A 24,542-nucleotide genomic window follows, 5' to 3' on the forward strand; every position below is an offset into this window, starting at 1 on the left:
CGCTTGAGATGGACGATTTTGCGAGGGGCGGTTGCGGCGGTAACCGCCCCTTAAGCATGATGGTGTCAGATATGGCGATTGTATCCGAGTATCGCGTCAGCCATGTGGACCCGTCAGCATAAAAAGAGAAACACCGGCGCGCTGATCGTGCCGGCGATTGCCGTCGTCTTCCTTTCGTATTTCGGCTTCCACGCCTTCAACGGCGAGTACGGGATCTATTCCAAGCACCAGCTCGAAGGCCGCGTCGCGGTGCTCGAAGCTGAACTCGCAGGCGTCACCGCCACGCGAATCGAACTGGAAGAGCGGGTCAAGCTGCTGCATGATGGAACGCTGGAGAAGGACATGCTCGACGAACATGCCCGCTACTCCCTCAATCTTGCGCTGCCCGACGAGGTCATCATCATGAGGCCCGTCGCCGGCGATTAACCGACTTCGAGTTAATCGCTCAATTCCCCTGCAATTAGAGTTGCTTATGCGCATGCGAGCCATGCGTTTTTCCGCATGGCGGATCGATGCGGCTCATGCTAGCCTTTTCATGCAAATGGGAGGCGTCAAGCGTCCCCGAGTCCGCCAGGGACGCGTGAAGCAAGGGAGCGAACGATGGCGACAGCCGCCAGGAAAACATCCGCCAAATCCAAGGCGGATGGCAAAGCCCAGCCAACCGTGAAGACGCCGCCGCCGGCCAAGTTCTCCAAGGAGGACGAACTCAAGGCGTATCGCGGTATGCTCTTGATCCGCCGCTTCGAAGAAAAGGCCGGGCAACTCTACGGCATGGGTTTCATCGGCGGTTTCTGCCATCTCTATATCGGCCAGGAAGCGGTCGTGACCGGCATGTCGATGGCGATCAAGGACGGCGACCAGATGATCACCGCCTATCGCGATCATGGCCATATGCTGGCGATGGACATGTCCGCCCGTGGCGTCATGGCCGAGTTGACGGGTCGCCGTGGAGGGTACTCCAAGGGCAAGGGCGGCTCGATGCACATGTTCTCCAAGGAGAAGAACTTCTACGGCGGCCACGGCATCGTCGGCGCCCAGGTGTCGCTGGGCACCGGGCTGGCTTTCGCCAACCGCTATCGCGGCAACGACAATGTTTCGCTGACGTTCTTCGGCGACGGCGCGGCCAATCAGGGCCAGGTATACGAGAGCTTCAACATGGCCTCGCTGTGGAAGCTTCCGATCATCTACATCATTGAAAACAACCGCTATGCGATGGGCACCGCCGTGGCGCGCTCGTCGGCGGAGACGGATTTCTCGCATCGCGGCCTGTCCTTCCGCATTCCAGGGATACAGGTCGATGGCATGGACGTGCGCGCGGTGCGCAGCGCCAGCGACATGGCGCTGGAGTGGTGCCGCGCCGGCAATGGTCCGATCATCCTGGAAATGCAGACCTACCGCTATCGCGGCCATTCGATGTCGGACCCGGCAAAGTACCGGTCCAAGGACGAGGTCCAGAAGATGCGCTCGGAGCATGACCCCATCGAGCAGGTCAAGGCGCGCCTTCTGGAAGCCAAATGGGCAACGGAAGACGAGTTGAAGGCGATCGACAAGGAGGTGCGTGACGTGGTGGCGGACGCGGCCGACTTCGCCCAGACCGATCCCGAGCCCGATCCGTCGGAACTGTGGACCGACATCTATCTCGAGGCCGCCGAGTGACGGTTCGCATGCGCGGGTGTGTGGCAGAACTCCTGCCCGCGCCCCTGCATCGAGCTTCGTCATTCAAGGCGCTGACTTAAAGACTTCAATCGAGCGCGCGCCAAGGCAGCGAAGCTCCTCGGAGGAAACGAAAAAAGATGCCAGTCGAGATACTCATGCCAGCCCTTTCCCCGACGATGGAGGAGGGCAACCTGTCAAAATGGTTGAAGAAGGAGGGCGACAAGGTCGCCCCCGGCGACGTGATTGCCGAGATCGAGACCGACAAGGCAACGATGGAGGTCGAAGCCGTCGACGAAGGCACGTTGGGCAAAATCCTCGTGGCCGAGGGTTCGGAGGGCGTGAAGGTCAACACGCCGATCGCCGTGCTGCTCCAGGAGGGTGAAGACGCCAGCGCAGTGGAGAAGGCGGAGCCCAAGGTGCCTGCGCCAGCAGCCGACGACGCCGGTGGCAAGGGCCGCAAGGCAGAGGAAGAGCCGAGCGCGAAGAAGGACGCGACAGTGCCTGCAGCGCCGAAGCTCGAGGTCGCTGCCGACCCCGACATTCCCGAGGGCACCGAGATGGTGCCGACCACGGTGCGCGAAGCATTGCGCGATGCCATGGCGGAAGAGATGCGCCGTGACGAGAAGGTATTCGTCATGGGCGAGGAGGTCGCCGAGTACCAGGGCGCCTACAAGATCACGCAGGGGCTGCTGCAGGAATTCGGCGCGCGCCGCGTCGTCGATACGCCGATTACCGAGCATGGCTTTGCCGGCGTCGGAGTGGGCGCGGCGATGGCCGGGCTTCGGCCAATCGTGGAGTTCATGACCTTCAACTTCGCCATGCAGGCCATCGACCAGATCGTCAACTCCGCGGCGAAGACGCTCTATATGGCTGGCGGCCAGATGGGTGCGCCGATGGTGTTCCGCGGTCCCAACGGCGCGGCTGCCCGCGTCGCCGCTCAGCACTCGCAGTGCTACGCTGCCTGGTACAGCCACATACCGGGGCTGAAGGTGGTGATGCCATACACCGCCGCGGACGCGAAGGGACTGCTAAAGGCGGCAATCCGCGATCCGAACCCGGTGATCTTCCTCGAAAACGAAATCCTCTACGGCCAGACCTTCGACGTTCCGAAGCTGGACGATTTCGTGCTGCCGATCGGCAAGGCGCGCATCCACAAGAAGGGCAAGGACGCCACGATCGTCTCGTTCGGCATCGGCATGACCTATGTGGTCAAGGCCGAAGCGGAACTGCGTGAAATGGGCCTCGACGTCGAGATCATCGACCTGCGCACGATCCGGCCGCTCGATTTCGACACCGTCATCGCTTCGGTCAAGAAGACCAACCGCCTGGTGGTGGTCGAGGAAGGTTTCCCGCAATCGTCGGTGGGCGACCATATCGCCAGCCAGGTCATGCAGCGGGCCTTCGACCATCTCGACGCCCCGGTCATCACCATCGCGGGCAAGGACGTGCCGATGCCATACGCAGCCAATCTGGAGAAGCTGGCGCTGCCGAACGTCGGCGAAGTGGTCGAGGCGGTCAAGGCCGTCACCTACCGCACCTGAGGGAGGGCGCACCGATGCCGATCGAAATCACAATGCCCGCCCTTTCGCCGACGATGGAAGAGGGCAATCTCGCCAAATGGCTGGTCAAGGAAGGCGACGCTGTCGCACCGGGCGATGTCATCGCCGAGATCGAGACCGACAAGGCCACGATGGAAGTCGAGGCGGTCGACGAAGGGACCGTCGCCAAAATCGTCGTTCCCGCGGGTACCGAAGGCGTCAAGGTCAATGCGCTGATCGCGATACTCGCCGAGGAAGGCGAGGACGTCGCTGCTGCCGCAAAGGGCGATGGCGCGAAGGCGAAGGCTGAACCGGCGAAATCGGAAGCGGCTGAGAAACCGGCTAAGCAAGTTCCGGAACCGACAAAGCAAGCTCCATCGTCCAGCAGCCAATCGACTGCAGCGTCCGCGCCTGCGGTCACCAATGGCGAGCGGATATTCGCCTCGCCGCTCGCCCGCCGCATCGCCAAGGATGCCGGCGTCGACATTGCCGCCGTTGCCGGTTCCGGCCCCAGAGGGCGCGTGGTCAAGGCGGATGTGGAGGCTGCAGTCGCCGGCGGTGGCGCCAAACCGGCCTCGGCGAAGGCCGAGGCACAGGCCCCCGCGGCCCCGAAGCCGATGTCCGACGATGCGGTGCTGAAACTGTTCGAGGAAGGCTCCTACGAACTCGTGCCGCATGACGCCATGCGCAGGACCATCGCGCGCAGGCTGGTCGAGGCGAAGTCGACGATCCCGCATTTCTATCTCACCCTCGACTGCGAGATCGACGCGCTGCTGGCGCTGCGCAAGCAGCTCAACGACGCCGCCCCCAGGGTGAAGTCCGACAAGGGCGAGGAGCCGGCCTACAAGCTGTCGGTCAACGATCTGGTCATCAAGGCGATGGCGGTGGCGCTCAGGGCCGTGCCCGACGCCAACGCGTCGTGGACCGAAGGCGGCATGCTCAAGCACAAGCATGCCGACGTCGGCGTTGCCGTGTCGATCCCGGGCGGGCTGATCACGCCGATCGTGCGCAAGGCCGACGAAAAGACGCTGTCGGTCATCTCCAACGAGATGAAGGACCTGGCCGTGCGTGCGCGAAACCGCAAGCTGAAGCCGGAGGAGTACCAGGGCGGCACGACGGCGGTCTCCAATCTCGGCATGTTCGGGATCAAGGATTTCGCCGCCGTCATCAACCCGCCGCATGCGACGATCCTGGCGGTCGGCGCGGGCGAGGAGCGGGCGGTGGTCAAGGGGGGGCAGGTGGTCGTTGCCAATGTGATGTCGGTGACGCTGTCGACCGACCATCGCGCCGTCGACGGCGCGCTCGGCGCCGAACTGCTCGCCGCCTTCAAGCGCGCGATCGAAAACCCGCTGACGATGCTGGTGTAGAAGAACGGGCATGGTGCCCGGTTCCCTGGAGGGTACGGTCATGGCCGCCACAGTGCATGACGAGAAGCTGAGGAAGTCCTGGATCTGGATGGCGGTCTTCGCCGCCATCTCGCTGATCGGCGGCGTGCTAGCGCTGCTCAATCCGTTTGCGGCGACGCTGGCTGCCACCCTGATGGCCGGTTGGGCGTTCATTCTCCTGGGCGGCATGCAGGTCATCCAGTCGTTTCAGGTTCAGGGCTGGGGCGGCTTCCTCTGGGCGCTGCTTTTCGGCGTTCTGACGCTGGTCGTCGGACTTTCCCTGGTCTTCAACCCACTGGCAGGGATGGTGTCGCTGACATTGCTGGTTGCGGTGCTGTTTTTGGCCACTGGCATCGCGAAGATCATGTATGCGCTTTCGCTTCGGTCGATCTCCGGCTGGGGCTGGGTGCTGTTTTCCGGCATCGTCTCGCTGGCGCTCGGAATTCTCATTCTCGCTGATTTTCCGTGGGCGGCAGCGTCTGTGCTGGGCATCCTCCTCGGCGTCGAGCTGATTTCCAACGGCGTGCTCTTCATGGTCATGGCGCTGGGTCTGCGCCGGCTGGCATGAGGGCCGCGCACCGCAGGAGTGCTCGATGAAGACCATCCTATCTTATGGCGACTCACTCACATGGGGCTACGATCCTCGCGGACCGGCGCGGCACGCGCCGGAAGACCGCTGGCCCAATGTCCTGCAGTCGCTGCTGGGCGAAAAGGCGCAGGTGATTGCCGAAGGTCTCAACGGCCGTACCACCGCCTTTGACGACCATCTCGCCGATGCTGACAGGAATGGCGCGCGTCTGCTGCCAACGATCCTTCATTCGCACGCACCGATCGACCTCGTCATCATCATGCTCGGCTCGAACGACATGAAGCCGTTCGTCTGCGGCCATGCGTTTGGCGCCAAGCAGGGCATGCGCCGGCTGATCAACATCGTTCGCGCGCACGCCTATCCTTTCGAGATGGACGCGCCGGAGGTGCTGATCGTCGCGCCGCCGGCACTTTGCGAAACCGCCGATCCGGATTTTGCCGCAAGCTTCGGCCTCGGCAGGGAGCAGTCGGCAATGCTGGCCAGCCTCTATTCCGATCTCGCCGATCTGGAAGGATGCGGTTTCTTCGACGCGGGCTCCGTCGCGAAGACGACGCCGATCGACGGTGCGCATCTCGACGCCGACAACACACGCGCCATCGGCAAGGGGCTGGAGCCTCTCGTCCGGATGATGCTGGGACTTTGACTGAGGAGACGGGCAGTGGCCGAGAATTACGACGTCATCATCATCGGGGCTGGACCGGGCGGCTACATCGCCGCAATCCGCGCCGCGCAGCTCGGGCTGAAAACCGCGATCGTCGAGCGCGAACACCTGGCCGGCATCTGCTCCAACTGGGGCTGCATCCCGACGAAGGCGTTGCTGCGCTCCGCCGAGGTCATGCATCTTGCCGGGCACGCCAAGGATTACGGCCTGACGATCGAATCGGTAAAGCCCGACTTGAAGGCGATCGTCGCCCGCTCGCGCGGTATTGCCGAGCGCATGAACGGCGGCGTCGGCATGCTGATGAAAAAGAACAAGGTGGATGTGATCTGGGGCGAGGCAAAGTTCACCAAGCCGAATGAAATCGTCGTCTCCAAGACCGCGAAGAAGGTCATGCAGCCGCAGGCGCCGATGCCGAAGAACGCCAAGGGCGAGGGTACCTACACGGCCAAGCACATCATCGTGGCGACGGGCGCGCGGCCCCGCGCATTGCCCGGCATCGAGCCCGACGGCAAGCTGATCTGGACCTATTTCGAGGCAATGGTGCCGCAGGAAATGCCCAAATCTCTGCTGGTGATGGGTTCCGGTGCCATCGGCATCGAGTTTGCATCATTCTACCGCACGATGGGCGTCGACGTGACCGTCGTGGAGTTGATGCCGCAAATCATGCCGGTGGAAGATGCCGAGATCTCCAAATTCGCCCAGAAACGGTTGGAGAAGGAGGGCATGAAGTTCATTCTCGAAGCCAAGGTGACGAAGGTCGACAAGGCCGCGAACTCCGTCACTGCGCATGTCGAGAAGAAGGACGGCTCGGTCGAGAAGATCACCGCCGACCGGATGATCTCCGCCGTCGGGGTCCAGTGCAACACCGAGAATCTCGGCCTCGAGGCCATCGGGGTCAAGCTCGACCGCGGCGCTGTCGCCATTGACGGCTACTGCCGCACCAATGTCGCCGGCGTCTATGCGATCGGCGACGTCGCAGGTCCACCGATGCTCGCGCATAAGGCCGAGCACGAGGCCGTCATTTGCGTGGAGAAGATCGCAGGTCTCGACGTGCACCCGCTCGACAAGTCGCGCGTGCCCGGCTGCACCTACTGCCATCCGCAGGTTGCGTCCGTTGGCCTGACTGAGGCGAAAGCCAAGGACGCGGGGCATGACGTGCGAGTCGGCCGGTTTCCGTTCGTCGCCAACGGCAAGGCGGTGGCGCTGGGGGACGACCAGGGCCTCGTGAAAACGATCTTCGACAAGAAGACCGGCCAGTTGCTTGGCGCTCACATGGTGGGTCCCGAAGTAACAGAACTGATCCAGGGCTTCGTCGTGGCGATGAACCTGGAAACCACCGAGGAAGACCTGATGCATACGATCTTCCCGCATCCGACGCTGTCGGAAACGATGAAGGAAAGCGTGCTCGACGCTTACGGCCGCGCGCTGAACATGTAGGCGGTGGCGCGGTTTCAATCCCGCCCCGCAACGCCTATATCTGCCGGACGACAAGGATTCTTCCAGCATGGTCAACGTTCTCAATCTGATCGACAAGCCGCGCCCGCGCCACCCTGAGAAGGCCCACCGGCCCGACCAGGAAGTGCTACGCAAGCCGGAGTGGATACGCGTCAAGGCACCTGTTTCGCGGGGCTATCTCGAAACGCGCGAGATCGTGAAGTCGAACAAGCTCGTCACCGTTTGCGAGGAGGCCGGCTGTCCCAATATCGGCGAGTGCTGGGACAAGAAGCACGCCACCTTCATGATCATGGGCGAGATCTGCACGCGCGCCTGCGCCTTCTGCAATGTCGCGACAGGCATTCCCACGGCGCTTGATCCGGCGGAACCGGAGAGTGTCGGCAAGGCCGTACGCGAAATGGGCTTGAACCACGTGGTGATCACCTCCGTCGACCGGGATGACCTCGCCGATGGCGGAGCGCAGCATTTTGCAGACGTGATCCATGCCATTCGCGCGGCCTCACCGGGCACAACAGTTGAAATCCTGACGCCCGACTTCCTGCGCAAGGATGGCGCCAGGGCGCTGGAAACCGTCGTTGCCGCACGGCCCGATGTGTTCAACCACAACCTGGAGACGGTGCCGTCGAACTATCTCAAGGTCCGGCCGGGCGCGCGTTATTTCCATTCGCTGCGCCTGCTGCAGCGGGTCAAGGAGATCGATCCTACCATCTTCACCAAGTCAGGCATCATGGTCGGCCTCGGCGAGGAGCGCAACGAAGTGCTCCAGCTGATGGACGACCTGCGCACGGCCGACGTCGACTTCATCACCATCGGGCAATATCTGGCACCCTCTCGCAAGCATCACCCGGTCAAGGCGTTCGTCACTCCGGAAGAGTTCAAGTCGTACGAGACGATCGCCTACACCAAGGGTTTCCTCATGGTGGCATCCAGCCCTCTGACGCGATCCTCGCATCATGCGGGCGATGATTTCGCACGGCTGCGCGTTGCGCGGGAAAAGAAACTGGCAGCGACGGTTTGATCCCCATAGCCCATGCATGGCCGTCGCTGAGATCGGCCAGGCGCATGCTCGTCATCGGCTGCTCGGGAAGCGGCAAATCGACCTTGTCGCGCGCGCTTTCAGGCGCGCTCGGGCTGCCATACATATCGATGGATCGCGAGTTCTTCTGGATGCCGGGATGGAGGCTGCGGGAGAGGGCGGAAATTCGCCAGATGATCGCCGAAGCCGCGGCCGGCGAGCGATGGATCATGGACGGTACCAGCCCGGGAACGCTGGACCTTCGGCTTCCGCGCGCGGATCTGGTCGTGTGGATGCGCATGCCGAGACACCTTTGTCTGGCAAGGGTATTGAAGCGTCGGCTTCAGTATTCCGGCAAAAGCAGACCGGAGATGGCGGAAGGGTGCCCGGAAAGGATCGATATGGAGTTTCTGCGATACATCTGGAATTTCGAGCGCACGGAATCTCCGGAAATCATGCAGGCGCTTGAAGCCTGCAATCCGCCAGTGCCGCTCCTGACATTACGCACGCCTGCCGAGACCGCGGCAGTTCTTGCCCAACTGAAAATCGCGGTGTAGCGCTTTTTCATGCCCAGTTTCGAAACCACCAGAGTCGTCACGCACTCACCCGAGCAGATGTTCGCCCTGGTCGCGGATGTCGAACAGTACCCCGAATTCCTGCCGATGTGCGAGGATCTGACGGTGCGTTCGCGGCGCGAGCGCGACGGTGTCACCTTGCTTGTCGCCGACATGACCGTTGGCTACAAGGCGATCCGCGAGACCTTCACCAGCCAGGTCGTCCTCAAGCCGTCGGAAAGCCGCATCGACGTCAAATATCTCGACGGACCGTTCAAATATCTCAGCAATATCTGGCGCTTCGAAGAACGGGCCGGCGGCGGCACCGACGTGGTCTTCTTCATCGATTACGAATTCAAGAGCCGCATTCTCGGCGCCTTGATGGGCGCGATGTTCGACCGGGCATTCCGCATGTTTGCCGAAGCGTTCGAGAAGCGAGCGGATAAGATCTACACGACGGGCACGGTGCAGACGAGCGTATGAACGCAGTTCATTTTCGCGATAGCGCGCCGATACCCAGTTCCAGCGCGGTCGCAACAGCTTCCTTACGGATGAACTCGCGTCCATGATTGTCGAAACTGCGGCTTTCGGCCGTTGGTTCGTACCCCGTTCGCGCGACGCCAAACCAGACAAGTCCCACCGGCTTGTCGACACTGCCGCCGCCGGGGCCAGCGATTCCGGTCACGGACAGCGCGATGTCCGCGCGGCTGCGCTCGAGCGCGCCGGCGGCCATTTCCAGCGCCGTCTGGCGGGAGACGGCGCCATGGGCTGCGAGTGTGTCCGGCGAAACGCCGATCATTTCCATCTTCGCTTCATTGGAATAAGTCACGAAACCCCGATCGACCACCGAGGATGAGCCGGCGATATCGGTTAGTGCGGCAATGATGAGTCCACCCGTGCAAGACTCGGCAGTCGCCGCCATGATGCCTCGTTGCGTGCATCCGTCGAGAAAGCGGCGTGCAAGACTTGGGATCTGGTCGTCGCTCATGCCGGCACTTCGCCGTGAAACACCACGGTAGCGGTGGCTATCGCGGCAATGCCTTCCTCGCGCCCGACAAAGCCGAGCTTTTCGTTCGTCGTCGCCTTGATGGAAATCCGGTCCGCGGAGATGGTAAGCATGGATGCGAGCGCCTTCGTCATCGCTTCGCGGTGCGGCCCGACCTTCGGTGCCTCTGCGATCAATGTAATGTCGGCATTGGCAATGCGCCCTCCGCGCCCACGCACGATACGCACCGCTTCCTCCACGAAAATCCGCGAAGCCGCGCCCTTCCAGCGCATGTCGGAAGGCGGGAAATGCACACCGATGTCGCCGGCGCCACATGTGGCCAGCAGCGCATCCGTCAAGGCGTGCAATCCGACATCGGCATCTGAGTGGCCCGACAGTCGCTTATGGTACGGTATGTCGACGCCGCACAGTGTGACATGGTCGCCATCCTCGAAGGAATGCACATCGTAGCCATTGCCGGTTCGCACATCCGGAAAGGCGTTGGTCTGCAAGCGGGCGTTTGCCATCTCGATATCCCTTGCCCATGTCAGCTTGACGTTGTCTGCCGCACCCTCGACGATACGCACGGGAATTCCAGCCCATTCCGCGATCGCCGCATCGTCTGTAAAGTGATGATGCCCCTGGACATGAGCGCGCTCATGGGCGTCGAAAATCGCGTCAAATGGAAAACCCTGTGGGGTCTGGGCGCCAAATAGCCCGGCGCGCGGGATGGTTCCGGCCACAAGACCGTCGGGTCCCGCCTTCTTCAAGGTATCGGAGACGGGCAGCGTCGGAAGGCTGCCGCTGCCGCCCGCAAGCCCCTCAATCACGCGGTCGACGAGCCATGTGTCGACAAAGGGCCGCACTGCATCATGAATGAGCACAGCTTCTGGCGACCGGTGCCGCAATGCGTGCAGGGCAAGCCTCGTTGACGCCTGTCGTGTCGGCCCGCCGGCAACCGTGGTCACCGCCTTTGCCGCGTCACCTGCCGCGTCCAGGAACAGCGCTTCATCATCGGCATGAATGGCGACGATGATGTCGCCGATGGCGGGGTGAGCAAGAAAGGCATCAAGGGTGTGGCGGATCACCGGAATGCCTCCGATGCGGCGGTATTGCTTCGGGCCCTCGACGGATTGACCAGCGCGTTCACCTCGTCCGGCAGCGACGATCACCACTCCGATTCTGCCCGCCGCCATCGTTCCGCCGTTCTCTCCGGGTCTTGCTTTTGTGCGAGGCAAAGGCTTAGTGCGAGGGTCGGCGGATGACCAGCCCTATTCGTCCTCAGAGCTCTCTCCAACTGAATTCGCGGTTGCACAAACCAGGCTTTCTGGTTATTGCTTGTGCAATTGAAGCTAATGCTTGGTTTTTGTGCATGTCTCAACCAGCCAGACTTGCGACACCGCTCCGTCTTGGCAGCATCGTCATTGAAAACCGCGTTTTCCTCGCGCCACTCTCGGGTATCACCGATGAGCCGTTCCGGAAGCGCGCGATCATGCATGGTGCCGGGCTGGTCGTATCGGAAATGGTCGCCAGCGGCGAGTTGGCAAAGGGCCGCCGCAATTCCACTCTGCGCATTCGCCGGCCCGATGTTCCCGTTCATGTCGTGCAGCTTGCCGGACGCGAAGCGGAATGGATGGCCGAGGGCGCGCGTATTGCCGTGGGCGAGGGCGCGGATGTCATCGACATCAACATGGGCTGCCCTGCCAAGAAAGTGACGGGCGGCTACTGCGGGTCTGCATTGATGCGCGAGCCGGACCACGCGCTCTCGCTGATCGATGCCGTCGCATCGGCGGTGGACGTTCCCGTCACCGTCAAGATGCGACTGGGCTGGGATGAAGACGCGCTCAACGCACCTTTGATCGCGCGCCGCGCCGAGGATGCGGGCGTCGCCCTAGTAACCGTTCACGGGCGCACACGGTGCCAGTTCTACAAGGGCAGTGCCGACTGGCGGGCAATCCGCCGGGTCAAGGAGGCTGTCGGAATCCCGGTCGTCGCCAATGGCGACGTCCACTCGCTGGCGGATGCCGAGCGGGCTCTGGCGATGTCGGGCGCCGATGCGGTGATGGTCGGTCGCGCGCATTATGGAGCGCCATGGCTTGCCGGCGCCATCGCGGCGGAAGCCGCCGCCAGCGAGGCGCCCGCCGCTCCTAAAGGTGCAATTGAGCTTTTTGCTTATATTTCAAATCATTATGAGGACATGTTGATCTTATACGGAACACATCAAGGCGTTCGTCATGCGCGCAAGCATCTTGGCTGGTATCTCGACCGCCATGCGCCCGGAACAGACAGCGCCCTTCGCGCAACGGTCATGACGTCCACAGACCCCGACACGGTAAAGGCAGCGCTGTGCGCCGCATTCGATACTGCGATGCCGACAAGGAGCGCGGCATGACGCCGAAGCTTCCCAACGGCGCAGACCCTGCGTCGATCGTGCTGAACACAATTCGCCATCCCGTCATCATGGTGAACCCCGCTGGCAATATCGTGTTCGCGAATGCGGACGCGGAAGATTTCTTTCGCTCCAGCGCGACCATGCTTTCGCGCGTTGGTCTCGACAGGTTCGTGCCATTCGGCAGTCCGCTGCTGACGTTGGTGGATCAGGTGCGCGAGCAGCGCGCGCCGTTCAATGAGTACCGTGTCGACATTTCGTCTCCGCGCCTTGGGCCGGAGCGTGTCGTCGACCTCTACGTCGCCCCCGTGCCGGAATTGCCCGGCCACGTCGTGGTGATGTTCCAGGAGCGGTCGATGGCCGACAAGATCGATCGCCAGATGACGCACCGCGGTGCGGCGCGCTCGGTGACCGGCCTGGCCGCGATGCTCGCGCACGAGATCAAGAATCCGCTGTCCGGCATACGCGGCGCAGCCCAATTGCTCGAAAGCGTCGTCAGCGATGAGGACCGCGCGCTGACCCGGCTGATCACCGACGAGACCGACCGTATCGTCTCGCTGGTTGACCGGATGGAAGTGTTCTCCGACGAGCGACCCATCGACCGGCAGCCCGTCAACATTCACATCGTGCTCGATCATGTGAAGGCGATCGCCAAGAACGGCTTCGGACGCAAGGTGAAGATCGCCGAGGACTACGATCCCTCCTTGCCGCCGGTCTATGCCAACAGGGACCAGTTGATCCAGGTGTTCCTCAATCTCGTGAAGAACGCGGCTGAGGCGATCGGCAACGATTCCAATGGGGAGATTTCACTGACCACCGCCTTCCGGCCGGGCATCAGGTTGTCGGTGCCGGGAACCCAGGATCGCGTTTCGCTGCCACTGGAATTCTGCGTCCACGACAATGGTCCGGGGGTCCCTGACGACCTGCTGCCCATCCTGTTCGACCCCTTCATCACCACCAAGCAGAACGGCTCGGGCCTCGGCCTCGCGCTGGTGGCCAAGATCGTCGGTGAGCATGGCGGCGTGATCGAATGTGAATCGTCGTCGCGAGGAACGACGTTCCGCATTCTAATGCCCACCTGGAAGGAGCCGCGTGCGATGAACGAAGCGCCCGAACTCGAAGGGAATCCGGCATGACGATCCGCGGTAACATCCTCGTCGCCGACGACGACGCGGCGGTGCGCACCGTTCTCAGCCAGGCGCTGTCGCGCGTCGGGCACGACGTGCGCGTCACGTCGAACGCTTCGACGCTCTGGCGTTGGGTCGCCGCCGGTGACGGCGACCTCGTGATTACCGATGTCGTGATGCCGGACGAAAATGCATTCGACATGCTGCCGCGCATCAAGAAGGCGCGCCCCGACCTGCCGGTCATCGTGATGAGTGCGCAGAACACGTTCATGACGGCTATCCGGGCATCGGAGACAGGCGCCTACGAATATCTGCCGAAACCCTTCGACCTCACCGAACTCCTGACGATCGTCAGCCGCGCATTGTCCGAGCCGAAGCGGCATGCGCCCGACATGCGCGGCGAAGAGCAGCCGGACCCGATGCCGCTCGTCGGGCGATCGGCGGCGATGCAGGACATCTACCGCATGCTGGCGCGGATGATGCAGACCGACCTGACGGTGATGATCTCGGGCGAGTCCGGCACCGGCAAGGAGCTTGTGGCGCGCGCACTGCACGAATATGGCCGCCGCCGCAACGGGCCGTTCGTCGCGATCAACATGGCGGCGATCCCACGCGACCTGATCGAATCGGAGCTGTTTGGCCATGAGAAGGGCGCCTTCACAGGTGCGCAGAACCGCTCGACCGGACGTTTCGAGCAAGCAGAGGGCGGCACGCTGTTCCTCGACGAGATCGGCGACATGCCGATGGAAGCCCAGACACGGCTTCTGCGCGTCCTGCAGCAGGGAGAGTACACCACGGTTGGCGGACGGACGCCGATCCGCACCGACGTGCGCATCGTGGCGGCGACCAACAAGGACCTTCGCACCCTGATCAACCAGGGACTGTTCCGCGAGGATCTGTTCTATCGCCTCAATGTCGTGCCGCTTCGCCTGCCGGCGCTACGCGAACGTTCGGAAGATGTGCCGGACCTCGTGCGTCACTTCTTCAAGCAGGGCGAAAAGGAAGGCCTGCAGATAAAGCGCATCACGTCCGGCGGCATCGAACTGATGAAGCGCTATGCCTGGCCCGGAAACGTGCGCGAGCTGGAAAACCTCGTTCGTCGCCTGGCGGCACTTTATCCGCAGGACGAGATCGCCGCCGAGATCATCGAGACGGAGCTTCGCACCACCGATTCGGCACCGAGCGCGCCCGGCGGATCGATGCTGCCCGAGGACATCACGATCGCACAGGCGGTCGAGCACCACCTTCAGCGTTATTTTGCCAGTTTCGGTGGAGAGTTGCCGCCCCCCGGCCTGTACCAGCGTGTCCTTGCGGAAGTCGAGTATCCGCTGGTCCTGGCTTCCATGACGGCCACGCGCGGCAACCAGATCAAGGCAGCGGAACTCCTGGGCCTCAACCGAAACACGCTGCGCAAGAAGATCCGCGAGCTTGGAGTGAACGTTTATCGCGCATCGAAATAGCGCACAATTCAGCAGCCCCAGCCACGCTCCGTTGCATAATCGCCACAATGCGTTGCATAGATGCAACGCAATTTTGGGCGGACAGACAGGCTGATGGCGTTACAGACCCCCGCTATGACCGGCACGGTGCCAGCCGCAGACAACACGCGCGCTGATGGGCGCAGGCTGCTTGCCCTGCCTGGCATCGCAGCCATAATTGGGGCTCTCGCGACCTCTGGCGTGTCGTTTCTCGTGCTGCTCGGGCTGACGCCGATCACGCCCGACGAGACGACAACGCTGACGCTTATCGCTATCAACGCGGCGTTCATCCTGCTGCTGATCGGACTCATCGGCCGAGAGGTCCACCGCATTTCGATGGCGAGGCGCCGCGGCAAGGCGGCCTCGCGGCTGCATGTGCGCATCGTCACGATGTTCTCGCTCGTCGCAGCGATACCGGCGATCGTCGTTGCGATTGTTGCATCGGTCACGCTCGATCTCGGACTTGATCGCTGGTTCGAGATCAGGACCAAGGTCATCATCAGCTCATCGCTGTCGATTGCCGAAGCCTACGTCAACGAGAACGCCCGCAACCTGCAGGGTACGACCCTGTCGATGGCCTATGACCTCGACGCAAACCGCACGCTCTACACACTTGATCGCACGGGTTATCGTGTACTTCTGAGCAGGCAGGCCCAGGGCAGGGGCCTCGATCACGCCGCGATGATCCGCTCCGACGGCTCGGTCATCATGCAGGCCGATACGCCGGCCGACTTTCCAATGCCTGCACCCTATGCCGAGGTGATCGCGACCGCGGCGGACGGCTTGCCGGTGCTGATACCGCCGGGCACACGCAACATCGTCGGCGCCATCGTCAAGCTGCGCGACATCGAAGACGCCTATCTCTACACGATCCGGACACTCGACCCCGAGGTCATCCGGGCTCGCCAGATCGTGCGTGCCAATACGGACGAGTATCGGTCGCTGGAAGCCAACCGGCTGAGTACGCAGGTCGCCTTCGCGCTGATCTATCTTGGCGTGACCTTGATGATCGTGCTCTCGGCGATCTGGACCGGCATCGCGGTCGCAGACCGGCTGGTTCGGCCGATCCGCCAGCTCATCGGTGCCGCCGACGAGGTGGCGACCGGTAATCTCGACGTCGCGGTACCGATCCGGCAGTCGGACGGCGACGTCGCCTCGCTGGGCGACACCTTCAACAAGATGATCCTGCAACTCAAATCGCAGCGCACCGAACTCATCGGCGCCAAGGACCTGATCGATGAACGCCGCCGCTTCTCCGAAGCCGTGCTGGCGGGCGTTACCGCGGGCGTGATCGGCGTCCATCGGGACGGGACGATTTCGATCGTCAATCGTTCAGCGGAAAAGATGCTCGCACTGCGCTCCGAAACGGCAATGGGGCGCAGCCTCGTCGAAGTGCTGCCGAATGTCGGCGCGGTGTTCGACAACGGCCGCAAATCCGGCCGGCCGGTTCATCGCGAGCAAGTGACCTTCTTCAGGGCAGGGGCGGAACGAACCTTCAACGTGCAGGTGACCATCGAGGAAGGGGGTACCAGCGGCGAGACGACCTCCTATGTTGTGACCGTCGACGACATCACTGATCTCGTCTCCGCGCAGCGTTCCTCGGCCTGGGCAGACGTGGCGCGCCGCATTGCTCACGAGATCAAGAACCCGCTGACTCCGATCCAACTTTCGGCGGAGCGCATCAGGCGCCGTTTCGGCAAGGTGATCACCGAGGACCGCGAGGTGTTCGACCAGTGCACTGAAACCATCATTCGCCAGGTCGGCGACATCGGTCGGATGGTCGACGAGTTCTCCGCATTCGCCCGCATGCCCAAACCGGACATGCAGGTTCTCGATCTGCGCGAGCCGCTGCGCGAGGCGTCATTTCTGGTAGAAGTCAGCCGCGCCGACATCGCCTTCGAGCGGGATTTCGGCAGCGCGCCCTTGATGGGTACGTTCGACAGCCGGCTGCTCAGCCAGGCCTTCGGCAATCTCATCAAGAACGCCGCGGAAGCGATCGAAGCGGCGGAGCGCGGGTCCGACACTCCGGGCATAATTCGCATCCGTGCCGAAAAAACCGGCAAGGAAATTCGCGTCGATGTGATCGACAATGGCAAGGGACTGCCGCGCGAAAACAGACAGCGGCTGCTCGAGCCCTATATGACGACACGTGAAAAGGGCACCGGCCTTGGTCTCGCCATCGTCAAGAAGATCGTTGAAGACCATGGCGGGCGACTCGAATTGCACGATGCGCCGACGGATTTCCACGGCGGGCAAGGGGCGTTGATCCGGATCGTGCTCCCGGCAGTCGAAGCCGGACCGCGCGACAAGACTACTGAGAAGGTTGAAAATGGCGTCTGACATTCTGATCGTGGACGACGAGGAGGACATCCGGGAACTCGTTGCCGGCATTCTCGGGGACGAGGGCCATGAGACCCGAACGGCCCACGACGCCGACAGCGCGCTGGCGACGATCTCCGACCGTGTGCCGCGACTGGTCTTCCTCGACATCTGGCTGCAGGGTTCGCGGCTGGACGGGCTCGCCCTGCTCGACGAGATCAAGAAGATCCACCCCAACCTGCCGGTCGTGATGATATCGGGCCACGGCAACATCGAGACGGCGGTGTCGGCGATTCGTCGTGGCGCCTACGACTTCATCGAGAAGCCCTTCAAGACGGACCGGCTTATCCTGATCGCGGAACGCGCCCTGGAGACCTCGAAGCTTCGGCGCGAGCTCTCCGACCTGAAGAAACGCAGCGGCGAGACGTTCGACCTGATCGGCATGTCGGCGGCGATGACGCAGTTGCGCCAGACGATCGAGCGTGTCGCGCCCACAAACAGCAGGGTGATGATGATCGGACCGTCGGGATCCGGCAAGGAATTGGCCGCCCGCGCAATGCATGCGCTGTCGGCGCGCAAGGACGGCCCCTTCGTCACGGTCAGCGCCGCATCGATCACGCCGGATCGAATGGAGGTGGAACTCTTCGGTACGGAGGCCAATGGAGGCGGATTGCGCAAGGTCGGCGCGCTGGAGGAAGCGCATCGCGGCATCCTCTACCTCGATGAGGTCGCCGACATGCCGCGCGAGACACAGGGAAAAATCCTGCGGGTGCTGGTCGACCAGCAATTTGAGCGCGTCGGCGGCTCCCAGCGGGTGAAGGTCGATGTGCGCATTATTTCTTCGACAGCCCAGAATGTAGAAACCCTGATCCGCCAGGGGCGTTTTCGCGAGGACCTCTACCATCGCCTCGCGGTCGTTCCCGTCGTCGTGCCTGGGCTGTCGGAACGGCGCGAAGACATCCCCTACCTGGTCGACCACTTCATGCGCCAGGTGGCTGGCCAGGCGGGCATCCGCATGCGCCGCATCGGCGACGATGCGCTGGCCGTTCTGCAGGCCCACAATTGGCCCGGCAACGTGCGGCAGCTCAAGAACAACATCGAGCGCCTGATGATCCTGGCACGCGGTGACGACGTCGATGCGCCGATCACCGCCGACCTGCTGCCGCAGGAGATCGGCGACGTGATGCCACGCGCTCCCAATCAGTCGGACCAGCACATCATGGCGCTGCCGTTGCGAGAGGCTCGGGAACTGTTCGAGAAGGAATACCTGCTGGCCCAGATCAACCGTTTCGGGGGGAATATATCGCGCACCGCCGAGTTCATTGGCATGGAGCGTTCCGCGTTGCACCGAAAGCTGAAGTCGCTGGGCGTGTAAAACCGGTTCCAAGGGCGCCGCAAAAGCGGCAAGAGTGTCGAGACGCGGCGTGGTGGTGGTGCGCCGCCTTGCAATTCCCGTGGCTGCTGCCTTATTGCCGTACTGCCTTATTGCCCTACCGAGAGGGGAACACATGCCACGCATAGCCTATGTCAACGGCCGCTATACGCCGCACTCCGATGCAGCGGTGCACATCGAGGATCGCGGTTACCAGTTCGCCGACGGCGTCTATGAAGTCTGCGAGGTTTCGCGCGGCCACATCATGGATATGACGCGGCATCTCAATCGGCTCGATCGATCGCTCGGAGAGTTGCAAATCGCATGGCCCATGAGCCGGCGTGCGCTTCAGATGGTGATGTCGGAGGTGGTGCGTCGCAACAAGATCACCAACGGGCTGGTCTATCTCCAGGTTACGCGCGGCGTTGCTCCGCGCGACCATTTCTACCCGTCAGCCGACACTCCGCCGGCGATCGTGGTGACCGCGAAGCGCAGCGATCCCAAGGCGGCGGCGAGCAAGGCCGCGCAGGGCATCAAGGTCATAACCGTTCCGGAGAACCGCTGGGAACGCGTCGACATCAAGACGGTCGGGTTGTTGCCGAACGTCATGGCACGCCAGAAGGCGAAGGAAGCGGGCGCTTCCGAAGCGTGGTTCGTCGACGCTGACGGCACCGTAAAGGAGGGTGCGGCGACCAATGTCTGGATCGTCACCAAGGACGGCAAGCTGGTCACGCGGCCTGCGGATTTCGGCATCTTGCGCGGCGTCACGCGCACAACTGTGTTGGATGTCGCCAAGAAGCTCGGGCTGAGCGTCGAGGAGCGCAGCTTCACCGTCGACGAGGCCAAGCAGGCTAAGGAAGCCTTCATTACCGCCGCCACGGCGCTGGTTATGCCGGTTGTGGAGATCGATGGCGACAGCGTCGCAAACGGCCACCCCGGTTCGGTGACACTTTCCCTGCGCGAGGCATTTTTTGACGTTGCGGAGAAGACTCCGGCCTGATAACCGCAACAGCGAAAGGGCCGAATGAATCGTTCGCGGGCTCATCGAAGCGTGCGGATTGTGTGTTGCGCGCTTGACATCGCCCTTTCAATTGGGCGCTACTAGCGATGCACCGTTGGGGATCGGCGAAAGAAAAGAAAAATGGCGGAACGGACGCAAAACCTCCAGGACGTGTTCCTGAATTCAGTTCGCAAGAGCAAGAATCCACTTACAATCTTTCTTATCAACGGCGTCAAATTGACGGGCGTCGTCACCTCGTTCGACAATTTCTGCGTCCTGCTGCGGCGCGACGGGCATTCGCAGCTTGTCTACAAGCATGCCATATCCACGATCATGCCAAGCCAGCCGGTACAGATGTTCGATGGTGAAGACGGCAGCCGGGACGCCTGATTGACCGGAAACAGGCGGGCAGGGGGCAAGGAAGGCCGTTCCAGCGGAGCGGACCGGAAAAACATGCCCGACGACAAGACGGCACGCGCCGTCATCATCGTGCCGGTTCTCACACGCCAGCCAAGGAGCAGCGCGGATGATGCTTCCGGCCGGCCGCGCCTGGCGCGGTCGCCGCAGGCCCGCCTTGACGAAGCGATCGGTCTCGCCGGCGCGATCGATCTCGATGCCGTCCACAGCGAAATCGTCACGGTCAACGACCCTCGGCCGGCCACGTTGCTCGGCACCGGTAAGCTCGAGGACTTTGCCGAGATCGTCAAGGAACGAGACGCGGAACTGGTCTTCGTCGACCATCCTCTGACGCCGGTCCAGCAGCGCAATCTTGAAAAGGCGTTGAATGCGAAGGTGCTCGATCGCACCGGCATCATCCTGGAAATCTTCGGACGCAGAGCGCGTACCCGAGAGGGCACGCTGCAGGTCGATCTCGCCCACCTGAACTACCAAAAGGGACGTCTCGTGCGAAGCTGGACGCACCTCGAGCGCCAGCGCGGCGGTGCAGGCTTCCTCGGCGGCCCTGGCGAAACCCAGATCGAAGCCGACCGGCGCATGCTGCAGGAAAAGATCATCAAGCTGAAACGCGAACTGGAAACGGTGCGCCGGACGCGTGAACTGCATCGGTCGAAGCGCAAGAAGGTGCCCTATCCGATCGTTGCCATTGTCGGCTATACCAATGCTGGCAAGTCGACGCTCTTCAACCGCATGACGGGCGCTGGCGTCCTGGCGGAAGACATGCTTTTCGCCACGCTCGACCCGACATTGCGGCGCGTGAAGCTGCCCTATGGCACGATCGTGCTTCTGTCTGACACCGTTGGCTTCATTTCTGACCTGCCCACCCATCTTGTCGCCGCGTTCCGTGCCACGCTGGAAGAGGTTGTCGAAGCTGACCTTGTCATCCATCTTCGCGACATCTCCGACCCCGACACGATGGCGCAGGCCGAGGACGTCGAGCGGATCCTGGGAGACCTCGGCGTCGATGCGGAAGACGAACGACGCGTGCTCGAGGTGTGGAACAAGGTGGATCTGCTCGATCCTGCCGACCACGACAGGCTGCTAAGCGAGGGCGCACGGCGAGACAAGATCCAGCCGATCGCGATTTCGGCGGTGACGGGCGAGGGTGTCGAGCAGCTTGCGGCGATCGTCGAGGAACGTATCGCGGGAAGTCTGTCCACGATCCAGGTGGTCGTTCCGGCACAGCAGGCAGGCGACGTCGACTGGCTCTACCGCAACGGGGACGTGACGGGACGAACCGATCGAGAGGATGGCGGTGTCGAGCTGACGATCCGCGCCACTGAGGCTATTCGCCGAGAGATCGCCGGGCGCTTCGGTGACGGAGTCAAGCCGGCTTGAGAGTCACCTCCGTTCGCGGAATGCCGAACACCGGCTACTTCGCGGTCTTGGCCTCCTGCCACAGCACTTCCATCTGGTCGAGAGACGCCTCTTCGAGTGAGCTCCCCTTTTCTGCGAGCTGTGCCTCCACATAGTGGAAGCGCGACCGAAACTTGTCATTGGTGCGCCGCAGAGCGTCTTCGGCGTCGATCTTAAGGTGCCGGCCGAAATTGACGAACGCGAACAGCACGTCGCCAAATTCTTCGGAGACATGGTCGGCATCGCCTTCTTCCATCGCCTCGCGCAGTTCGGCGATCTCCTCCTCGATCTTGTCGAGAATCGGCTTGGCTTCCTTCCAGTCGAATCCGACACGCGCCGCTTTTTCCTGAATTTTTAGCGCCCGTGTCAGCGCGGGATGCACGAGTGGGATGCCATCGAGATAGCCGCTGCCATGATCTTCCGGCTCAACGCCCCTTGCGAGCCTCGCTGCACGCTTCTCGGCTTTTTCCTCCGCCTTGATCCTCTCCCACATGCCCTTGGCCATGCCGGCACTGCGCGCCGCGTCGTCACCGAAAACATGCGGGTGCCGGCGGATCATCTTTTTCGTCACCGCCTCGACGACGTCGCCGAAGTCGAAATCGCCGTCCTCCTGCGCCATGCGGGCGTGGTAGACCACCTGAAGGAGGAGATCGCCGAGCTCGTCACGCAGATCGTCGCGATCACCGCGCTGTATTGCGTCGGCGACCTCATAAGCTTCCTCGATGGTGTAGGGGGCGATGGAAGCGAAGTCCTGCTCGATGTCCCACGGACAGCCGGTGTCGGGATCGCGCAGAGCAGCCATGATCTCGATCAGGCGCGAAATGTCTTTGGAAGGTGTCATGGAACTCTCTCGGGGCAGGGATGCGCGCGCCCCGAGAGGTAGAACGTGCGCGGGCCGATGTCCACGGCCCGCCAACAGTCGATCAGAAGAACGCCTGGATGCCGGTCTGCGCCCGGCCGAGGATCAGCGCATGCACATCATGCGTGCCCTCATAGGTGTTGACCGTCTCGAGGTTCGCCGCGTGGCGCATGATCTGATATTCGATCTGGATGCCGTTGCCGCCGTGCATGTCGCGCGCCATGCGGGCGATGTCGAGAGCCTTGCCGCAATTGTTGCGCTTGATGATCGAAACCATCTCCGGGGCAGCTCGACCTTCGTCCATCAGGCGGCCGACGCGCAATGACGCCTGGAGGCCGAGCGCGATCTCGGTCTGCATGTCGGCGAGCTTCTTCTGGAAAAGCTGGGTGCCGGCGAGCGGCTTGCCGAACTGCTTGCGGTCGAGGCCATACTGGCGCGCGCGGTGCCAGCACTCTTCCGCAGCGCCCATCACACCCCATGAAATGCCGTAGCGGGCGCGGTTGAGGCAGCCGAAGGGACCCTTGAGGCCTTCGACATGCGGCAGCAGGGCTTCCTCACCAACCTCGACGTTCTCCATGACGATTTCGCCGGTGATCGAGGCGCGCAGCGAGAGCTTGCCGCCGATCTTCGGCGCGGACAGGCCCTTCATGCCCTTGTCGAGCACAAAGCCACGGATCTTGCCGCCATGGGCTTCCGATTTGGCCCAGACAACGAAGACGTCGGCGATCGGTGCGTTGGAGATCCACATCTTGGAGCCGTTGAGGCGATAGCCGCCGTCGGTCTTCACGGCTCGCGTCTTCATGCCGCCGGGATCGGAACCGGCATCCGGCTCGGTCAGGCCGAAGCAGCCGATATATTCGCCGGAAGCGAGTTTCGGCAGGTACTTCTTGCGCTGCTCCTCGGACCCGTAGGCGTAAATCGGGTACATCACGAGCGACGACTGCACGCTCATCATCGAGCGATAGCCGGAATCGACGCGCTCGACTTCGCGGGCGACGAGGCCGTACGAAACATACGAAGAACCGATACCGCCATATTCTTCCGGAATGGTCACGCCGAGCAGACCGAGCGCACCCATCTCGCGGAAAATCTCGGGATCGGTCACTTCGTCGAGATAGGCCTTCTCGACACGCGGCCGCAGGCTCTGGTTTGCGAACTCGGCCGCCGAGTCGCGGATCATCCGCTCTTCCTCGGAGAGCTGGTCATCGAACAGGAACGGGTCCTCCCAGTTGAAGCTGGAAAGGTCGGGACGTTCCTTGGGCTTGAGCGTACGTGTTTCGGGCGCGGACATCTTATCCTCCATCTTGTTCGACGGCGCAGTCTGGTGCGCGCCGCATAGCATGGCCGGGGGCTGGTTTCCAACGAGCATTGCTGTCATGGTGATGAGCATTACTCATAGGGCGGAAATCAGGTCATGCGTGATGCTTATATGCCCACGATCAGCGAGTTGCATGCGTTCGTTTCGTGCGCCAGGACCGGCTCGACGACGCGCGCCGCCGATGAATTGCACTTGACCCAAAGCGCGGTCAGCCGCTCGCTTGGAACTTTGGAGGAGAGGCTCGGCGTCCTTCTGTTTCATCGCGTCAAGCAAAGGCTGGTGCTTTCCGATGCCGGCCATGCGTTCCGCAGGGAGGCCGAGCGCATACTTGGCGATCTCAACCAGGCCGCCGTCGCCGTTATGGCGTTTGGCGGACACAGCGAGGTCCTGCGGCTTGCGGTGCTGCCGACTTTCGCCTCGCGCTGGCTGGTGCCGCGCCTGCGCCAGTTCCGCGACCTCATGCCGAAGGTGAGTTTCGACATCGTCTCGCGACTCGATGCCATCGATTTCGACAACGAGCCCTTTGACGCCGCGATCCAGCGCAGCGACCTGCGTCCGTCCAACGCCGAGTTGCTTCCGCTGATGGAGGAGCGGCTCGTGGTGGTTGTGGCGCCGGAACTGCTGGCGGGGAAGGGGGAACTGAGCGACGCTGAACTCGGTCGCCTGCCCTTGTTGCAGCAGACGACGCGTCCGACGCTGTGGCTCGACTGGTTCAGGGATGTCGGCAACGATCCCCGCTCCATCCTGCGCGGTCCGCGTTTCGAGCATTTCGACATGGTCATCAACGCCGCGGTCTCGGGCCTCGGCGTCGCCCTCGTACCAGAGGTCCTGGTGGAACCGGAGATGGCGGCAGCCCGCCTCGTCCCCGCGTCGAGCCGGCGACTGATCGTCAGTGAACCCTATTCGCTGATCTATCCATCGCGCAGCATGGACGTGGTCGGTTTCGCGGCGTTTCGACAATGGCTCGACGGCCTTGTCCGCTCCGAGACATAACCGGATGTTGACATAAACATGTCTTTATGTGATTTCT

General features: G+C 62.6%; 23 protein-coding genes. 19 read left to right on the forward strand and 4 right to left on the reverse strand.

Going from position 1 to position 24,542, the window contains the following annotated elements:
* Positions 1 to 102: 102 nt before the first annotated feature.
* The 10 genes from AAFN84_RS06160 (at position 103) to AAFN84_RS06205 (ending at position 9,336) form a co-directional block, all read left to right on the forward strand.
* A complete protein-coding gene (locus tag AAFN84_RS06160) occupies positions 103 to 426 on the forward strand; it encodes a septum formation initiator family protein (protein ID WP_347513610.1) in 324 nt (107 codons plus the stop codon).
* A gap of 174 nt (positions 427 to 600) precedes the next feature.
* Entirely contained in the window at positions 601 to 1,656 is a 1,056-nt protein-coding gene (pdhA, locus tag AAFN84_RS06165) for a pyruvate dehydrogenase (acetyl-transferring) E1 component subunit alpha (protein WP_347513611.1), read from the forward strand.
* Positions 1,657 to 1,793: 137 nt separating this feature from the next.
* A complete protein-coding gene (locus AAFN84_RS06170; protein ID WP_347513612.1) occupies positions 1,794 to 3,197 on the forward strand; it encodes a pyruvate dehydrogenase complex E1 component subunit beta in 1,404 nt (467 codons plus the stop codon).
* A 14-nt stretch (positions 3,198 to 3,211) separates the two neighbouring features.
* The gene (locus AAFN84_RS06175) at positions 3,212 to 4,561 is read left to right on the forward strand and encodes a pyruvate dehydrogenase complex dihydrolipoamide acetyltransferase (protein WP_347513613.1); all 1,350 of its coding nucleotides are present in this window, start codon (positions 3,212 to 3,214) and stop codon (positions 4,559 to 4,561) included.
* A gap of 40 nt (positions 4,562 to 4,601) precedes the next feature.
* Positions 4,602 to 5,147, forward strand: a complete 546-nt coding sequence (locus tag AAFN84_RS06180) for an HdeD family acid-resistance protein (RefSeq protein ID WP_347513614.1) — start codon at positions 4,602 to 4,604, stop codon at positions 5,145 to 5,147.
* Positions 5,148 to 5,172: 25 nt separating this feature from the next.
* On the forward strand, positions 5,173 to 5,811 hold the full coding sequence (locus AAFN84_RS06185) for an SGNH/GDSL hydrolase family protein (protein WP_347513615.1): 639 nt from the start codon (positions 5,173 to 5,175) through the stop codon (positions 5,809 to 5,811).
* A 15-nt stretch (positions 5,812 to 5,826) separates the two neighbouring features.
* A complete protein-coding gene (lpdA, locus tag AAFN84_RS06190) occupies positions 5,827 to 7,266 on the forward strand; it encodes a dihydrolipoyl dehydrogenase (protein WP_347513616.1) in 1,440 nt (479 codons plus the stop codon).
* A 67-nt stretch (positions 7,267 to 7,333) separates the two neighbouring features.
* Complete coding sequence (gene lipA / locus AAFN84_RS06195; RefSeq protein ID WP_347513617.1) at positions 7,334 to 8,302, forward strand: lipoyl synthase; 969 nt, start codon at positions 7,334 to 7,336, stop codon at positions 8,300 to 8,302.
* 44 nt (positions 8,303 to 8,346) lie between these two features.
* Positions 8,347 to 8,856 carry an AAA family ATPase gene (locus AAFN84_RS06200; RefSeq protein ID WP_347513618.1) on the forward strand — a complete coding sequence of 170 codons (510 nt, stop codon included), beginning with the start codon at positions 8,347 to 8,349 and terminating at the stop codon, positions 8,854 to 8,856.
* A 9-nt stretch (positions 8,857 to 8,865) separates the two neighbouring features.
* Complete coding sequence (locus AAFN84_RS06205) at positions 8,866 to 9,336, forward strand: type II toxin-antitoxin system RatA family toxin (RefSeq protein ID WP_347513619.1); 471 nt, start codon at positions 8,866 to 8,868, stop codon at positions 9,334 to 9,336.
* A gap of 7 nt (positions 9,337 to 9,343) precedes the next feature.
* Here AAFN84_RS06205 and AAFN84_RS06210 read toward each other — a convergent pair whose 3' ends face one another.
* Positions 9,344 to 9,841: a CinA family protein gene (locus AAFN84_RS06210; protein WP_347513620.1), complete on the reverse strand. Its 498-nt coding sequence runs from the start codon at positions 9,839 to 9,841 to the stop codon at positions 9,344 to 9,346.
* Entirely contained in the window at positions 9,838 to 11,034 is a 1,197-nt protein-coding gene (locus AAFN84_RS06215; RefSeq protein ID WP_347513621.1) for a bifunctional 2-C-methyl-D-erythritol 4-phosphate cytidylyltransferase/2-C-methyl-D-erythritol 2,4-cyclodiphosphate synthase, read from the reverse strand. The genes AAFN84_RS06210 and AAFN84_RS06215 overlap by 4 nt, the downstream gene beginning before the upstream one ends.
* Positions 11,035 to 11,210: 176 nt before the next feature.
* On the opposite strand from AAFN84_RS06215, the gene dusB reads away from it, so the two are divergent.
* From dusB to hflX, 8 genes are all read left to right on the forward strand, one after another.
* The gene (gene dusB / locus AAFN84_RS06220; protein WP_347513622.1) at positions 11,211 to 12,230 is read left to right on the forward strand and encodes a tRNA dihydrouridine synthase DusB; all 1,020 of its coding nucleotides are present in this window, start codon (positions 11,211 to 11,213) and stop codon (positions 12,228 to 12,230) included.
* On the forward strand, positions 12,227 to 13,363 hold the full coding sequence (locus tag AAFN84_RS06225) for a nitrogen regulation protein NR(II) (RefSeq protein ID WP_347513623.1): 1,137 nt from the start codon (positions 12,227 to 12,229) through the stop codon (positions 13,361 to 13,363). Before dusB ends, AAFN84_RS06225 begins: the two co-directional genes overlap by 4 nt.
* Entirely contained in the window at positions 13,360 to 14,814 is a 1,455-nt protein-coding gene (ntrC, locus tag AAFN84_RS06230) for a nitrogen regulation protein NR(I) (RefSeq protein ID WP_347513624.1), read from the forward strand. Before AAFN84_RS06225 ends, ntrC begins: the two co-directional genes overlap by 4 nt.
* Before the next feature lie 93 nt (positions 14,815 to 14,907).
* Positions 14,908 to 17,172, forward strand: coding sequence for a PAS domain-containing sensor histidine kinase (locus AAFN84_RS06235; RefSeq protein WP_347513625.1), 2,265 nt, complete (start codon positions 14,908 to 14,910; stop codon positions 17,170 to 17,172).
* Positions 17,162 to 18,526: a sigma-54 dependent transcriptional regulator gene (locus tag AAFN84_RS06240; protein WP_347513626.1), complete on the forward strand. Its 1,365-nt coding sequence runs from the start codon at positions 17,162 to 17,164 to the stop codon at positions 18,524 to 18,526. Before AAFN84_RS06235 ends, AAFN84_RS06240 begins: the two co-directional genes overlap by 11 nt.
* Positions 18,527 to 18,659: 133 nt before the next feature.
* Positions 18,660 to 19,523, forward strand: coding sequence for a D-amino-acid transaminase (locus AAFN84_RS06245; RefSeq protein WP_347513627.1), 864 nt, complete (start codon positions 18,660 to 18,662; stop codon positions 19,521 to 19,523).
* 141 nt (positions 19,524 to 19,664) lie between these two features.
* The gene (gene hfq, locus AAFN84_RS06250; RefSeq protein ID WP_347513628.1) at positions 19,665 to 19,913 is read left to right on the forward strand and encodes an RNA chaperone Hfq; all 249 of its coding nucleotides are present in this window, start codon (positions 19,665 to 19,667) and stop codon (positions 19,911 to 19,913) included.
* A 63-nt stretch (positions 19,914 to 19,976) separates the two neighbouring features.
* On the forward strand, positions 19,977 to 21,317 hold the full coding sequence (hflX, locus tag AAFN84_RS06255) for a GTPase HflX (protein ID WP_347513629.1): 1,341 nt from the start codon (positions 19,977 to 19,979) through the stop codon (positions 21,315 to 21,317).
* 34 nt (positions 21,318 to 21,351) lie between these two features.
* Here the strand turns inward: hflX and mazG are convergent, their stop codons facing one another.
* On the reverse strand, positions 21,352 to 22,176 hold the full coding sequence (gene mazG, locus AAFN84_RS06260; protein WP_347513630.1) for a nucleoside triphosphate pyrophosphohydrolase: 825 nt from the start codon (positions 22,174 to 22,176) through the stop codon (positions 21,352 to 21,354).
* 82 nt (positions 22,177 to 22,258) lie between these two features.
* A complete protein-coding gene (locus AAFN84_RS06265; protein WP_347513631.1) occupies positions 22,259 to 23,485 on the reverse strand; it encodes an acyl-CoA dehydrogenase in 1,227 nt (408 codons plus the stop codon).
* Between the two features lie 123 nt (positions 23,486 to 23,608).
* Here AAFN84_RS06265 and AAFN84_RS06270 point away from each other — a divergent pair, with 123 nt between their 5' ends.
* Complete coding sequence (locus AAFN84_RS06270; RefSeq protein ID WP_347513632.1) at positions 23,609 to 24,505, forward strand: LysR substrate-binding domain-containing protein; 897 nt, start codon at positions 23,609 to 23,611, stop codon at positions 24,503 to 24,505.
* The last annotated feature ends 37 nt before the right edge of the window (positions 24,506 to 24,542 follow it).

This window comes from Mesorhizobium sp. CAU 1741, from assembly GCF_039839275.1.
In the GTDB taxonomy this organism is placed as follows: Bacteria; Pseudomonadota; Alphaproteobacteria; order Rhizobiales; family Rhizobiaceae; genus Aerobium.

Excerpts from the sequence above, each read along its gene's own strand:
- AAFN84_RS06160 (WP_347513610.1), top strand. The coding sequence starts at position 103 with ATGTGGACCCGTCAGCATAAAAAGAGAAACACCGGCGCGCTGATCGTG.
- pdhA (WP_347513611.1), top strand. The coding sequence starts at position 601 with ATGGCGACAGCCGCCAGGAAAACATCCGCCAAATCCAAGGCGGATGGC.
- AAFN84_RS06170 (WP_347513612.1), top strand. The coding sequence starts at position 1,794 with ATGCCAGTCGAGATACTCATGCCAGCCCTTTCCCCGACGATGGAGGAG.
- AAFN84_RS06175 (WP_347513613.1), top strand. The coding sequence starts at position 3,212 with ATGCCGATCGAAATCACAATGCCCGCCCTTTCGCCGACGATGGAAGAG.
- AAFN84_RS06180 (WP_347513614.1), top strand. The coding sequence starts at position 4,602 with ATGGCCGCCACAGTGCATGACGAGAAGCTGAGGAAGTCCTGGATCTGG.
- AAFN84_RS06185 (WP_347513615.1), top strand. The coding sequence starts at position 5,173 with ATGAAGACCATCCTATCTTATGGCGACTCACTCACATGGGGCTACGAT.
- lipA (WP_347513617.1), top strand. The coding sequence starts at position 7,334 with ATGGTCAACGTTCTCAATCTGATCGACAAGCCGCGCCCGCGCCACCCT.
- AAFN84_RS06200 (WP_347513618.1), top strand. The coding sequence starts at position 8,347 with ATGCTCGTCATCGGCTGCTCGGGAAGCGGCAAATCGACCTTGTCGCGC.
- AAFN84_RS06205 (WP_347513619.1), top strand. The coding sequence starts at position 8,866 with ATGCCCAGTTTCGAAACCACCAGAGTCGTCACGCACTCACCCGAGCAG.
- AAFN84_RS06210 (WP_347513620.1), bottom strand. The coding sequence starts at position 9,841 with ATGAGCGACGACCAGATCCCAAGTCTTGCACGCCGCTTTCTCGACGGA.
- AAFN84_RS06215 (WP_347513621.1), bottom strand. The coding sequence starts at position 11,034 with ATGGCGGCGGGCAGAATCGGAGTGGTGATCGTCGCTGCCGGACGAGGT.
- dusB (WP_347513622.1), top strand. The coding sequence starts at position 11,211 with ATGTCTCAACCAGCCAGACTTGCGACACCGCTCCGTCTTGGCAGCATC.
- AAFN84_RS06225 (WP_347513623.1), top strand. The coding sequence starts at position 12,227 with ATGACGCCGAAGCTTCCCAACGGCGCAGACCCTGCGTCGATCGTGCTG.
- ntrC (WP_347513624.1), top strand. The coding sequence starts at position 13,360 with ATGACGATCCGCGGTAACATCCTCGTCGCCGACGACGACGCGGCGGTG.
- AAFN84_RS06235 (WP_347513625.1), top strand. The coding sequence starts at position 14,908 with ATGGCGTTACAGACCCCCGCTATGACCGGCACGGTGCCAGCCGCAGAC.
- AAFN84_RS06240 (WP_347513626.1), top strand. The coding sequence starts at position 17,162 with ATGGCGTCTGACATTCTGATCGTGGACGACGAGGAGGACATCCGGGAA.
- AAFN84_RS06245 (WP_347513627.1), top strand. The coding sequence starts at position 18,660 with ATGCCACGCATAGCCTATGTCAACGGCCGCTATACGCCGCACTCCGAT.
- hfq (WP_347513628.1), top strand. The coding sequence starts at position 19,665 with ATGGCGGAACGGACGCAAAACCTCCAGGACGTGTTCCTGAATTCAGTT.
- hflX (WP_347513629.1), top strand. The coding sequence starts at position 19,977 with ATGCCCGACGACAAGACGGCACGCGCCGTCATCATCGTGCCGGTTCTC.
- mazG (WP_347513630.1), bottom strand. The coding sequence starts at position 22,176 with ATGACACCTTCCAAAGACATTTCGCGCCTGATCGAGATCATGGCTGCT.
- AAFN84_RS06265 (WP_347513631.1), bottom strand. The coding sequence starts at position 23,485 with ATGTCCGCGCCCGAAACACGTACGCTCAAGCCCAAGGAACGTCCCGAC.
- AAFN84_RS06270 (WP_347513632.1), top strand. The coding sequence starts at position 23,609 with ATGCGTGATGCTTATATGCCCACGATCAGCGAGTTGCATGCGTTCGTT.